10 protein-coding genes are annotated in these 14,576 nt (G+C 36.4%); all 10 read right to left on the minus strand.

The genetic code is table 11. The features are described from left to right. Window positions 1-95 precede the first annotated feature (95 nt). Window positions 96-3,128: a reprolysin-like metallopeptidase gene (locus RAH34_RS04670; RefSeq protein WP_306595323.1), complete on the minus strand. Its 3,033-nt coding sequence runs from the start codon at window positions 3,126-3,128 to the stop codon at window positions 96-98. A 277-nt stretch (window positions 3,129-3,405) separates the two neighbouring features. Next, window positions 3,406-4,071 (minus strand): DUF6048 family protein, encoded by a 666-nt coding sequence (locus RAH34_RS04675; RefSeq protein WP_306595324.1) that lies wholly within the window; start codon window positions 4,069-4,071, stop codon window positions 3,406-3,408. Beyond that, window positions 4,037-4,513 (minus strand): DUF6452 family protein, encoded by a 477-nt coding sequence (locus RAH34_RS04680; protein ID WP_306595325.1) that lies wholly within the window; start codon window positions 4,511-4,513, stop codon window positions 4,037-4,039. The genes RAH34_RS04675 and RAH34_RS04680 overlap by 35 nt, the downstream gene beginning before the upstream one ends. A 31-nt stretch (window positions 4,514-4,544) precedes the next feature. After that, window positions 4,545-5,957 (minus strand): 23S rRNA (uracil(1939)-C(5))-methyltransferase RlmD, encoded by a 1,413-nt coding sequence (rlmD, locus tag RAH34_RS04685; RefSeq protein ID WP_114819464.1) that lies wholly within the window; start codon window positions 5,955-5,957, stop codon window positions 4,545-4,547. Between the two features lie 108 nt (window positions 5,958-6,065). Then, on the minus strand, window positions 6,066-7,607 hold the full coding sequence (locus RAH34_RS04690) for a TlpA disulfide reductase family protein (protein WP_114819465.1): 1,542 nt from the start codon (window positions 7,605-7,607) through the stop codon (window positions 6,066-6,068). A 308-nt stretch (window positions 7,608-7,915) separates the two neighbouring features. After that, complete coding sequence (locus RAH34_RS04695) at window positions 7,916-8,683, minus strand: succinate dehydrogenase/fumarate reductase iron-sulfur subunit (RefSeq protein ID WP_034693080.1); 768 nt, start codon at window positions 8,681-8,683, stop codon at window positions 7,916-7,918. 24 nt (window positions 8,684-8,707) lie between these two features. Next, a complete protein-coding gene (locus tag RAH34_RS04700; protein ID WP_114819466.1) occupies window positions 8,708-10,720 on the minus strand; it encodes a fumarate reductase/succinate dehydrogenase flavoprotein subunit in 2,013 nt (670 codons plus the stop codon). 15 nt (window positions 10,721-10,735) lie between these two features. Beyond that, window positions 10,736-11,398: a succinate dehydrogenase cytochrome b subunit gene (locus tag RAH34_RS04705; protein WP_047435493.1), complete on the minus strand. Its 663-nt coding sequence runs from the start codon at window positions 11,396-11,398 to the stop codon at window positions 10,736-10,738. A gap of 145 nt (window positions 11,399-11,543) precedes the next feature. Beyond that, complete coding sequence (locus RAH34_RS04710) at window positions 11,544-13,316, minus strand: ComEC/Rec2 family competence protein (protein WP_306595326.1); 1,773 nt, start codon at window positions 13,314-13,316, stop codon at window positions 11,544-11,546. 141 nt (window positions 13,317-13,457) lie between these two features. Beyond that, window positions 13,458-14,549, minus strand: a complete 1,092-nt coding sequence (locus RAH34_RS04715; protein ID WP_306595327.1) for a glycoside hydrolase family 99 protein — start codon at window positions 14,547-14,549, stop codon at window positions 13,458-13,460. Window positions 14,550-14,576 lie beyond the last annotated feature (27 nt).

Raw genomic sequence — 14,576 nt, forward strand, 5'->3', positions numbered from 1 at the left:
TTTTTTTATAAAAAAATAACAAATTTATTACTTATGCTCTAAATAAAGAAATCCCCGGGACTTCCCGGGGATTTACTAATATTTAAAGGTTATCTTTATTTCTTGATAAATTTAGATTTGAATTGTTCAATTCCTTTATCATCTATTGTAATAATATAACCACCTTTAACTAAAGCTGAAACATTAACCTTTCCATTATTGATATTTCCTCTGTCTACTAATTGTCCAGCTGCACTATAAATCTTATAAGTTGCTTTATCTGAAACTTTAGTAATATTCAGAACATCAGTTGCAGGGTTTGGATAAATCTGAATACCATTATTTTTAACAGTACTTTCAGAAGTAGCAAGGTTACCTGTAATCACTACGTTATAATCCTCAACCTCACCATCGAAAAGTTCATCACAAACATAATCTGAAGGTAATGATAAACCAACGTTACCACCTCCAGTTCCAGCACCTACATAGAATGCTACAACTCTCATTCTTAACGGCTGTCCTTCTACTGCATTCGCAGGAATTGTAACGTTCCCACTTACTACAGTTGATGGCTGCGTTAATGTTACAGGATAATTCAATACTCTTTCTGAATCACTGAAAACACCATCCTTATTAAAGTCTATAAATGCAGCTACAGTATCATAATCAGCACCACCGGAGTTCCCTACAGTAACAGACATAGGGTAAACGTTCCCTTTTGTTAAGTTAATCTGAAGTGCTGTATTTGTTGCATAGTTTGTATATGTACTATTTGCAGAAGTGTTATTTACATTCGCAAGTGTCACATTGGCAATATACTCATAGTCTGCACTCGTTGAAGCAGCGGCACAGTAAGAAAGTGCAGGTGTACTGAAGTTTACAGATGCAGAATATGTTCCTACTGTAGTACCACAAACTAAAGCTACCTGAACTTCATAAGTAGTACCATCAATTAAATTACTTAAGTTGATTGAAGGAACTGCTGTATCAGCTTCAGTCCATACAGTTGTACCTACTTTTCTGTAACGTACTTTATACGTTGCGCCTGTATAAGACATCCAAGATACACTTCCTGAAGACACTGTAATGTTACTTACAACAACGTTAGTTGGTGCAGCACTGCTACAAGCAGATAGAGGAGCAATACTTACAGGTCCTACTGCATAGAAAACATTTCCTATTGAAGAAACTCTTACTTTAATTGTCTGACCGTTCAATGAAGAAGGGAAAGTAAAGTTTTCAGATCCGTCGTTAGGTGTTGACGCAGATAGTACTGTCCAGGTTGTTCCGTTATCTGTAGTATAATCAATTTTTACATTAGCAACATTATAAGGAGCTGCATTGGTATTGGCAACAATCCATTGAACCGGAGTTGGCGTATTTACATCAGCATATTGGTTCGCTAATCTGAATGGGCCATTATCTCCTACAACAATAGTCTGAACTTTAAAAGCAGATTGCTGTTCAGCTACATTGGAATTATTATCTCTTACCGTTAATGCAAAATTTGTAGTTCTTGCCGTAGTAGATACTGCTTCCCAAGTATTGTTTGCATTATTTAATACTCCGTTCATTACAGACGTAAATTTCGGGAAATATCTTGTTGGGCTTGCGTTTGGAGCAGCAGATCTGAATGAAGCTCCTGATGTTGTATTTCCTAAGTTATATTTATTAATAGAAACTAAGGCATCATCTACTTCTTCCCAAGAATAAGTCATTGGGTCATTTTCAGGATCTGTAGCACTACCTGTCAAGGCAAAAGCAGTACCTTTTGGTATAGTATATGTTGGCAGATCAGCAATTACCGGTGGGTTATTGGTAATGGTAGTTTCTACGTCACAAGTTTTTGCAATTAAGTTCGCCTGTACCTGACCGATACTTGCTTTATGGAAATAAGGATCAGAGTTTTGCTGAACATCTGTATCAGGACCGGTAATACCAGCATATCCCATAATAGTAGTTCCTGAACCAGGTTCCATATTTACTCCACTTCCTTCAAGATTATGAGAGAAAGTATGGTTAGCTCCTAACTGGTGCCCCATCTCATGAGCTACATAGTCGATATCGAAGCTATCCCCTGATGGAATTCCATTTGCAGGAGAAGTAAATCCTGAACCTTTTCCTTTAGGAACTGAAGTTGTAGGATTAATACATACACATCCGATACATCCGGCGTTTCCTCCACCTCCTGATTTACCGAATAAGTGTCCGATATCATAGTTGGTATTTCCTACATTATTTGTCAAAGCCGTTTGCAGCTGTGTATTCCAAGCTCCACCCGCTCCGGTTGCAGCAGCAGAATATGGATCAGTAGCAGGATCAATATAAATTACATTAGGAAAGTTCTGTAAATTCAAATGCAATGCAAAGTCTTTTTCAAAAACCCCATTTACTCTGGTTAGAGTATTATTGATAGCAACAATTGCAGGAGCTCTTTTCTGATCATCCGTAGCAGTAGCAGGTACACCAGCAAGTCCCATAAAGTATTGCGTGTACTCACCCGTAACAGACATTGCCAGTCTCATTGTTCTGTATTTTTTATCAGAACTTTTGTTAAAAGTTGTTGGCTGATTAGTGAACGACTGTCCGTTTTTTAATAGAGCATCTATTTCCTTCTTAGCAGCAGGAGATTCTTCTGTAGAACACAAGAAACCGTTTTTATCCTTTTTTGTTTTAGGATGAACAGCATACACTGTTTTGTCTGCTGAAGCAGGATCAATAAATTCATATTTATCTCCATGGATAATCATTGACTGAAAATCATTAGGAGCGATACTGAATCTTAAGTATTTGGTAGGGTCATCTACACTTGTTCCAACATAAGATCCTAATTCATACTTGTCTGCCAGTTCTTTTACAACTACTGGAAAACTGTATACATTAAACCTTTCAATCTTCCCACTCATTGTAGGAAGAGAAATTACTACAGGAGTGGAATTTGTTCCCATTTCCTGTGCATTCTTCAGCTGAGATCTCAGTAAGTTCAGGTCCAGTTTATAGTACCCGTTACTTCTTACATTAGATTGATCTACTCTAAATCCTGTACTTCTTTTGTTATCGTCTCCTTTTTTAAGAGAAGTGGGTGTCCATTGGCCGAACACTGCCCCTCCTATACAAGTTAACATTAAAGCAGTAAATACTCTTTTCATAAATTAAAACACAATTATAATTTCCGCCAAATATAACCATTTTACGACTCAAACAAATAAAATAACTTAATATTTTTTAATATTATACATACAACAAGCACAATCATTAAAAAAAATTCAAAGCAAACAACAAGATTAAGTTTGTATTTTATATATTGTAAAAGTTAATGATTATCATTTCTAAAAATTATAAGTAGCATTCATTAAAAAAACCACAAACTTTAGAATAATCTAAAGTTTGTGGTTTTTATATTTTAAACGGTAAGAGCTTTTATTTCTAAAACTTATAAGCTATATTCCATGCAAATCCCATATTAAACTTTGAGGAACTTTTTCCAAACCCGGGAACTATCATCGGAGAGATGTCATCCTGCTTGGAAGTGTATACCATATATCTTGGCTGAAGATTCACATCAATATAAAAATTAGAGCTGAATAACTGCACTCTTCCTCCTATAGTTCCTTCCAGCCAAAAAGAAGACTGTGAGGATGAAGGAAATGCTTCAGAGGAGTTACTTCCCCCAAATCCACGAACGGGAACAGCCATATACTCCTGATTATAAAATGATCCAGCCACTTTTCCTCCGGCATAAAATCCGTTGAATTCATTTTCCGCATCTTTTGCAAGCATATAGAATGCTCCCAACTTAACGAAAGGACCGCTTGCCTTAGCATCGTAGCCATTCTTCTGATATACGTTTTTCTCAAAACCGGCTTCTGCAATAGCATGAATACTTCCTTTGATCTTTGAGGAAATAAATCCCTGATACAGCTTTCTATCCGAAAAAAATCCGGCTCCTGTATTCAATACATCAAGGCCAACCATAAAATTAGGTTCATATTTTTCGTGAACCTTCTTTTCTGCTTCCTTTTTTTTGTCTTGTGCCCAGTTTATTATTCCAAATAAACTAAAAAGAAAGGTAAAGATTAGTCTTGTCTTCATTCTCTATTTGATTTTGTCCGGCCTCCACTTTCAGCACCGGGTTAGGAGTTACTAATTCTGAAGTTAAATTCTCATAATACTTTTTGATTCCGCATCCCGGAGATACATAGGTCGATTTTGTAGTATAATTAACCCTTACTTTAGATTCCGTCCCCTTTTTGGTAAGTTTAAAATAAACGTCTGTATAAGGCGAGTTATCTACCCGTAGAGGAATTAACCTGGAATCAGTCTTTACAGCTACTCCCAAATCTACCTTTCCTGCACCATAATCTACTGCAACATAGAGAGAGTCCAGAGTAGTCTCTTTTCCACTGTCCATATCTCTGTAGGCCACCTTCATTCTGGGAGTTCCTTCTCCGCTTTCACAAATATCATCGTCACCCCCACAGGAAACAAGCATTCCTAAAAAGCAGATCGCTATAAGAAATTTAAAGTACTTCATATTAAGATTTGAAATTCAAATTTAAATAAATTTATTTTTTAATCAGTAATGCAATGTTTTCTACATGGTGTGTCTGCGGGAACATATCTACCGGTAAGATCTTCACCAAAGTGTAATGTTCTTTCATTAAAGCAAGATCTCTTGCCTGTGTAGCAGAGTTACAGCTTACATAAACTACTTTTTCCGGTGAAAGCTTAAGAATCTGTTCTACAACCTTCTGATGCATTCCGTCTCTTGGTGGATCTGTGATCAATACATCTGCTTTAGGATGATTGGCCATGAATTCATCATTAAAGATATCTTTCATATCTCCACAATAGAATGTTGTATTTGTTAAGCCGTTCAATGCAGCATGTTCTATTGCCGCATCTATGGCTTCCTGTACAGATTCTATTCCGATTACCTGCTTTGCATTTCTTGCAACATACTGAGCAATTGTTCCTGTTCCTGTATAAAGGTCATATACTACTTCATCACCTTTCAGATCTGCAAACTCCAGTGTTTTTCTGTATAGTTCCAACGCTTGTTTATAATTGGTCTGGAAGAATGATTTCGGTCCGATCTTAAACTTCAGCCCATCCATTTCTTCCATAAGGTACCCTTCTCCGAAGTATACATTGATGTTTAAATCATAGATAGAGTCATTCTGCTTAGGATTGATGGCATATACCAATGTTTTAATCTGCGGGAACTTTTCTAATAAGAATTCAAAAAGCTTCTCTCTGTTTTCTTTTTCTTCTCTGTAAAGCTGGAAAAGAACCATCCATTCTCCATGAGAGTTCTGTCTCATCATTAAGGTTCTTAAGAAACCTTCCTGATTTCTTACGTCAAAGAAATCCAAACCATTATTAACTCCATATTCTTTTACAGCCAGTCTAATAGCATTGGAAGGGTCTTCCTGAAGGAAACATTCTTTCAAGTCAAGAATTTTGCTCCACATGCCGGGAATATGAAAACCTAAAGCATCTTTGCTCCCGAAATTTTCTTCAGAACTGATTTCGTACTGAGTAAGCCATCTTGCATTGGAGAATGAAAACTCCATTTTATTTCTATAAAAATATTGTTCTTCAGATCCTAGAATTGGCACGGTTTCAAACTCATCAATTCCTCCGATTCTTTTGATATTGTTATAGACTTCTTCTTGTTTAAAATCAAGCTGTTTTTCATAACTCATGTTCTGCCACTTGCATCCTCCGCAAGTACCGAAATGAATACATTTAGGCTCAACTCTGTACGGTGATTTTTCAAGTACTTCAATTGCTTCGCCTTCATAATATTTCGACTTTGCTTTTTTCACTCTCACATTCACAATATCACCAGGAATTGCGCCTGTTACCATTACCGTTTTACCTTCTTCTGTTTTTCCTATTGCCACGCCTTTTGCTCCGGCAGTCAACAATTTTATATTTTCAAGAGTCAGATCTCTTTTTTTCTTCCTACTCATTCTAAAATTTTCTATTTTCCTAATGGGAACTTTTACATTCCAGTTTGCAAAAATACAATAAAAAAAACCTTATCCGAAGATAAGGTTTCTATACTGTGTTAAAGTTTATTATTTTGTTGGAGCCGGCTGTGGATTTGCTGGCTGTGGAGCTTGCTGCATTGCAGATGGATCAAGCTGTAATTGTGGCTGCATTTGTGCATTTGGATCTACCTTCGGTGCTGAAAGACCTGTTTGTTTATCCAAAATAGTCACCAATTCCTGCTCACCAAGGTTTACGAAAGATCTGCTGGCAATTTTACCATCTTTATCAATAATGACAAAGCAAGGTAATTTGAAACCATATACTCCGTATTTCTTAGCAATATCAGAGTTCAGCCCTCCTTCTCCATAAACATTTACTCCCTGAATTCCTTTTAATAAAGAATTGCTTGTTTTAATGAATTGATCTTTTGTATCGTCTACGTTTACAAAAACAAAATTCATTTTTGACTTATAAAAGTTTACCACTTCTTTTAATACAGGTACAGTAGCTTCGCTAATGTAAGGATTCCATGAAGCATAAAAGAATAACATATAAGGTTTTCCTTTGTTTTCAGAAAGTTGATATGCTTTTCCGTCTTGTTTTGCTAACGCTGCTTCTGGAGCTGCTTCTCCGATTTTAAGTCCTGTAATAGCAACCTGCATTTTTAAAAGGTCACTTTTAATCGTAGCATCTTTAATATCTGTATCGATGATCTTTTTAATCTTGTCAATATTGGCAGCTGGAGTTGTTGGATGAATATCAGCCTGAGCCATTACAAATGCAAGTAGATAATCTTTTGCAGTTTGAGATAAATCTTTTTTTGTTTTTAAATACTGAGCGAACATCTCAGAAGTTGTAATCCCAGTTTTTCCTTTGCTGTTTGCTTCCGCATACTTCTGGAAATCCGGAGTCATTTTTACAAGAAGATATTGTCTGTAAAGAGGAATCGTTTTTACCATTCCATCTTTATCTGTTTCTAATTGAGTTTCGTAATCTTTGAAAGCCTTAGAAGATTTGTAAGAAGGGTTTCCGGACATCTGGCCATGAGACATTTCATAGTTGGCAAGCAAGTTAAGAATGGTTACTTTCACATCGTTTTTCTTCCACTCTAAAAGTCCTTTGCTTGGATTATTTTTCTTGGCAAGGTCATCCACATTTTTATTAATATCTGCTTCAATTTTATGCATTCCTTTCAAAAATGCAGCTTCATCTCCACCCATTAATACCGGTAAATTTACTTTGCTACCATAGTCTGCCAAGAATTTCATACTTGCTGTAAGGAAGTCATTATTTTTTTTAGCATCTCCGGTAATCACATATTCATTTGGGAAAGTAGCTCCGTTTCCTGAGATATTTACTTTTTGTCCACCTTCAAGATAGATCAGGCTTTGTCTGCCAGCGTAATTGATTACGTACATTCCATCTTTAGGAGCGTCAAAATTTCCTGAAAAGTTTCCGTCTTTATCCAGACCTATATTAATTAAAGGCAGGGTTCCTACTCCTGAAGCTTCTACAAATTCAATTCTTTCTAATGGTGAGCTTCCGGTAATTTTTCCTTTTACTTCTACTTTTTTTGAACAAGACATCACAAAGAATGTGATGATAAACAATAAAAGATATTTTTTCATTTCAATTTTTAATATTACACAAAAATACGCTTTTTAGGGCTTGTTAATTCACTCTGATAATTTTTTTTAAAAATTTTATTATTACCATTCAAAAGGGATATTCCAATTATTGAGGGCTATCTTTTTGAAGGTAAAAAGTATTTGAAAGTTTTTTCAGAAAACGATTCAATTACCTCCCAAATATATACTTAATAAATAAAGAATAACGAAGATCAATCAATAAGTTAACAAACTTTAACAGGATCATCTTTTTCATAAAAAAAACGCCTCCAAAAATGAAGGCGATTTTTTATGTATTTGAATCAATTCTATCCTTGATCTGCAAGAGCAGCCATGTACTCTCTGTTCATTCTTGCGATGTTTTCAAGAGAAATACCTTTAGGGCATTCTACCTCACATGCTCCGGTATTTGAACAGTTTCCGAATCCTTCTTCGTCCATAGCCTTCACCATGTTCAGAACTCTTCTCTTAGCTTCTACTCTACCTTGTGGAAGTAATGCATACTGAGAAACTTTTGCTCCAACGAATAACATTGCAGATCCGTTTTTACATGTAGCTACACACGCTCCACATCCGATACAAGCTGCAGCATCCATTGCTTTATCTGCATCTTCTTTCGGCACAGGAATAGCGTTAGCATCCAACGTATTACCGGAAGTGTTCACAGAAATGAATCCTCCTGCTGCCATTACTCTGTCGAATGCGCTTCTGTCCACCATCAAATCTTTGATTACAGGGAAAGCAGCACTTCTCCAAGGTTCAATAACGATCGTCTCACCATCTTTGAACATTCTCATGTGAAGCTGACAAGTTGTAATACCAGTATCAGGTCCGTGAGCTCTACCATTGATGTAAAGAGAACACATACCGCAGATTCCTTCACGACAGTCGTGGTCGAAAGCGATAGGTTCTTTTCCTTCGTTAATTAAGTTTTCGTTCAGAATATCCAACATCTCCAAAAATGAAGAATCTGTAGATACATCTGATATTTTATAGGTCTCAAACTGACCTTTAGTTTTACTATTTTTTTGTCTCCAAATTTTCAGCGTAAGATGTAAGCCTTTTTTTGCACTCATAATGTTATATTTATAGGTTGGAGATTATTTATAACTTCTAGTTTTAACCTCGATGTTGTCGTATATCAATTCTTCTTTATGCAACACTTCTGCATTGATATCGTTTCCTTGATATTCCCAAGCTCCGACGTATTTGTAGTTTACGTCATCTCTTTCCGCTTCTCCATCCGGAGTTGAATGGTCTTCACGGAAATGTCCACCACAAGATTCATTTCTGTGTAGTGCATCGATAGCCATTAATTGTCCAAGTTCAAGGAAGTCTGCTACTCTGAATGCTTTTTCAAGCTCAGTGTTCATCCCTTCTCCTTCTCCTGGTACTTTTACGTTTTTCCAGAAATCGTTTCTTACTTCTTCAATTTCTTTGATTGCTTCTCTTAATCCTTCAGGAGTTCTTCCCATTCCAACTTTATTCCACATAATGTTTCCTAACTGTTTGTGGAAATAGTCTACAGAGTGAGTTCCTTTATTGTTTAAGAAGAAATCAATTTTATCTTTAATTCCTTTTTCAGCTTCGTCAAACGCTCCTGAGTTTGTAGGAATCGCTCCTGTTCTGATATCTGCAGAAAGGTAATCTGCAATCGTGTAAGGAAGTACGAAATATCCGTCAGCAAGACCCTGCATCAATGCAGAAGCACCCAATCTGTTTGCACCGTGATCAGAGAAGTTAGCTTCACCGATTACGAAACAACCCGGGATTGTAGACTGAAGGTTATAATCAACCCATACACCACCCATTGTATAGTGAACTGCAGGATAGATTTTCATTGGAGTTTTGTAAGGATCATCAGCAGTAATTTTTTCGTACATTACGAATAAGTTACCGTATTTCTCCTCTACCCAGCTCTTACCTAAATCGTAGATCTGCTGATCTGTAGGATTATGAATATGTTTTTCGATAGCGGCTTCTTTACCTTTTTTCATGATCTCTGTAGAGAAATCAAGGTAAACACCTTCCTGAGTATCATTATTTTCAATTCCGAAACCAGCATCACATCTTTCCTTAGCCGCTCTGGAAGCAACGTCTCTAGGTACAAGGTTACCGAATGCAGGGTATCTTCTTTCCAAATAATAATCTCTATCTTCTTCTTTAATATTTTCAGGTCTTAATTTACCTTCTCTGATGGCTACTGAATCTTCAATTTTCTTAGGAACCCAGATTCTTCCTGAGTTTCTTAATGATTCAGACATCAAAGTCAGTTTAGACTGTTGTGTTCCGTGAACAGGAATACAAGTCGGGTGAATCTGTACGTAACAAGGGTTTGCGAAGTAAGCTCCTTTTTTGTGAATTTTCCATGCAGCAGAAACGTTGGATCCCATAGCATTGGTAGAAAGGAAATATACGTTTCCGTATCCTCCTGAAGCAATTACTACAGCGTGAGCAGAATGTCTTTCAATTTCACCTGTTACAAGGTTTCTTGCGATAATCCCTCTTGCTTTTCCGTCAACAATAACAAGATCTAACATCTCATGACGGTTGTACATTTTGATTCTTCCTTTACCGATCTGACGGCTCATTGAAGAATAAGCACCTAATAATAGCTGCTGTCCAGTTTGTCCTTTTGCGTAGAAAGTTCTTTTTACCTGAACCCCACCAAATGAACGGTTATCCAGCTGACCGCCATAATCTCTCCCGAAAGGCACCCCCTGGGAAACACACTGGTCAATAATGTTTGCAGAAACTTCAGCTAATCTGTAAACGTTGGCCTCTCTTGCTCTATAGTCACCACCTTTGATGGTATCGTAGAATAATCTGTAAGTAGAGTCACCGTCTCCCTGGTAATTTTTAGCTGCGTTGATCCCTCCCTGAGCTGCAATAGAGTGTGCTCTTCTTGGAGAATCCTGGTAGCAGAACGCTTTTACGTTATATCCTTGCTCAGCCAATGTAGCTGCAGCAGAACCTCCTGCCAAACCTGTACCTACAACAATAATATCAATCTTATCTCTGTTGTTTGGTGCAACAAGGTTCATATGGTCTTTATGATTTTTCCACTTGTCTTTAAGAGGACCCGCTGGAATTCTTGAATCTAATTTACTCATACTAGTATATTGATATTATTGAGTTATAAAATGGAAAACTGCTACGATGATAAATCCTGCAGGGATAAGGATTGAATACCATGTCCCGAAAGCTTTGATCACCGGCGTATATTTTGGATGTCTTGCACCGATAGACTGGAATGAAGACTGGAATCCGTGTGCTAAGTGTAATCCTAATAGAACAAAAGAGATTACATACAAAGCCACTCTCCAAAGATCAGCAAACTTTTCATGAAGTTCCGGCCAGAAACGTTCTGCATCAGGAGTTAATCCTTCTACATACTTGTAATTCATTTCGTGTAGCCAGAAATCATATAAGTGAAGCGCCAAGAAAGCTAAAATAACAGCTCCTGAAATAATCATATTTCTGGACATCCATGAAGAATTCACGGATGCGTTGTTAGCTGCATACTTTACCGGACGCGCTTTATTATTCTTGATCTCAAGCACAAATCCCATTACAAAATGGAAAATTACTGCAAAACCAAGAATAGGCTGCATTAAGAACTGCACAAAAGGATTATAGCCCATAAAGTCAGATGCTGTATTGAATGCATCTTTATTTAGAACTGATAACAAATTGGTTGTCAAATGCAGTATAAGAAAAATCAGCAAAAACATAGCTGATAATGCCATAGCGTATTTTCTACCTATCGTAGAACTCGTTAAACCTGCCATATAAGTTTAAATTTGAATTTCCACAAAATTAAGAAAGTTTAACAATATCGAAAAGTGAGAAATCTCACAAATAGACAGTTTGTAATCTTTCTAAATAAGATTTTCACCCATTATAAATACAGGAAAATGGCTAAATTCAGAACCATCATTTGAGATCATAAACCTTATTCCTGAAAACTACTTTTTGAATGGTAGGTGACAACGCTTTTATCTCAAAATGATCTACCCGTCTGGAGGCACAATAAGGGTTGACTAAATACTGTAAAATCTTCGTCTTATTTTTCATATCCGAAATCCAGAAACAGACTCTGGCCCCATTTTTCACTGAAAAAATTTTGTTTCTGTTAAAATGATAAACCAATACCTCTTCTTTCTTATTTTCAAAAGCCGTCATCCCGCTTCTTATCATGAGAAATAGTAAGGCTGTCATTATTAATCTCATCGTATTTTTCACATTAAATTTCAGTATGGCGGCTCTCAGTAAATAGACAAACAGGGATACTGACATCACTTCTATCTCATTCATTGGGATATTTTCAAAGAACAGCACATCCACCTCAGCAAACCAGTGAATTACCTTCAGTAAAAACTCAATAATCCCGTCATACATACCATTTATAAGTTCAAAATCAATCCCAAAAGAAATAAGAACCGTTATTAGAAAGGAGAAAATAATAATGATCTCAGAAAAAGGCACGATCACAAAATTGGCAATGATTGATATCAATGAAAACTGATGAAAATAGTACAACACCAGAGGTAGCGTTGCCAGCTGTGCAGACAAAGATATTGTAATCGTATTAAACAGAAGTTTTTTAATATAATTATTCTGTTTTGGGAAGTATTTCAACAGAGGCTGATTCAGCCAGTAAATCCCCAAAACAGCCAAAAAGCTAAGCTGAAAACCTACATCAAAAAGCTGCTGGGTATCTCCGAATAGAATAAAAAAAGCAGATAAGGCCAGTGAGTGAAGCAGATCCGGCTTTCGCTGAAGCAAAACAAAGATGAAATAAACACTCAACATGATGCAGGACCGCAAGACTGAATTACCAAATCCAATGAAAGCAGCGAACAACCAGATAAAAACCAAACTGAAAATAACCGCATATTTTCTGAATTGTAAAGGAGCAAACCGGATGAGAAAAAAGTAGAACATTCCAAAAATAACCACAATATGAGTTCCGGAAATAGCCAGGAAATGAACAAGCCCTGATCTATTGAAATCTCTGACAGTACCTGTATCAATCTCTGTCCTGTCCGCCAGAATAATACCTTTTAAAAATTCTTTAGTTTTTCCTGAAATTCCTGTTTCATCAATTCTGTTAAGAACATCGAGCCTGTATTGTTTAAGCCAATCTGCCCATGTTAAGTCGTTCCTTTGGGCAGATACCATTCCCTCTGAAATATAGATCTGGTAACGGATATGCTTCCTGTTTAGATATTGTGCATAATTAAACTGAAAATCATATGGTGGTGCCTTAGGTTGCGTAATATAAGCATCAGCTTTGTAGTAGTGAATAAAATCCAGCACCTCCTTATTTTTTGGAACATAAAAAATTGCATTGAAAGTTGTACTGCCTTTCCGGGCTATTCCTTCATATTTTCTATATTTTTCAGAGGAATTTAATTTCTGAGAGATCTTAAATGAAACCGTTTCATGCTTCTTCATCAGAAGCTTACCAACTGGTGAAGAAGTGTTATAGAAATGAAGAACAATTCCTCCTCCAAACAACAGAAACATCAGGAAAACTGTTTTGATTTTATGCAGAAGATAAGAATGAAAGCAGATTAAAACAAGCAGAATTAAACAAGTTACAGCAACCCCATCAATCAAAGATTCTCCCAATGCTATTTTATCCTGAAAAAGAATTCCAAGAATAAAACATACTGCCAGAATAAGTAAGGGCTGCTTGTGCAATTTCCATTAATTATCCTTTTAAAATAGATAATTAACCGAGAATTTATAAACTCCTAAAGAACTAAATAAGCGCTCTGTATTCATTAAAAATGTCAACAGAACGCTTTATTTTTTGTTTTGAAAATTATGTTTGAAAGTATATTATTTCTTTTTCAAAAATTTATCCGTTAAACGCTTCGTTTCTTTAATATAAAATAAAGGATCTCTCCCGTAATCTTCATATTGGAAATCACCTGCTTTTTTAGGAACAGCAGGCTCTATTTGTGTTCCTTCATGCCATTCATTGAATGAGGTAATGCCAATAAATTCCGGATTTACTTTGGTAGCGGCATCAAACATTTTCTCATAATATTTTCCATTGTCTCTGCTTTTGAAATTTGCTTCATTCCACGGACGGATTCTTGTATCGGAATAGCCAGGACCTACACAAGGAATAAAAATCAGATGATGATCTTTAGCGAAGCTGGCCATAAAATCCCAATTAGCCGTTGTACTTCCGTATACAAATCCTTCGCTGGCAAAATAGGTATAGAAACCATCAAAACCTGCCGAATCAAAAAATTCAGCATCATCTTTCTCAACCCAAAGTCCGATATAAAGAGCATCTAAATCCGTGTTTCTGACTGTTCCCTCTCCATCTTTGGATAATATTTTCATCCATTCTTCTTTAGGAATTTTATAGCTGTCATACACATAAAACAGAGGTTTCCCTTCTTTTTTATAGAATGCATGATGATTGGAATACGTTTTTACCAGGTAAGAAAGCTGCTCTTTTAATTCTGAAGTATTTTTATAAAAGGGCTCAATGTGAAATGCTATTTTTAAATCAAACCGATCCGCAATATCTAAATATTTGATAAGACTTTTATCCGTAAACGAATCTTTTCCCAGCCAGCTTACAACAACCACTCCTACTCCGGAGTCTTTGATCATTTTCATATGCTGCTCGATGGTTTTCGGATCATTGGAACTGTAATTGCCTAGAGCCGGATAAAAATTTGCTCCGATATCATCTCCTCCTTTATGATGGCCCAGATTATTCCACTTCGGATTGCTCCAGTGAGGAAGGATCTCATGATTCCAATGCTGATACTCTCCGTCTGTTGCCGGATTGGCGTACCAGCCGTAATAAAATATCTGAACTTTATCTCTTGAGTTGCTTTGCTGGGCAAAACTGTTTGAGAATAATAATGTAAAAGTCAGGAATAACAGAAAACGGTTACAATAATTCATAGTTAAAAATTAAATAATCAGAAACTC

Origin of the sequence: Chryseobacterium sp. WLY505 (genome assembly GCF_030846215.1) — a bacterium.
Classification (GTDB): Bacteria; Bacteroidota; Bacteroidia; order Flavobacteriales; family Weeksellaceae; genus Chryseobacterium.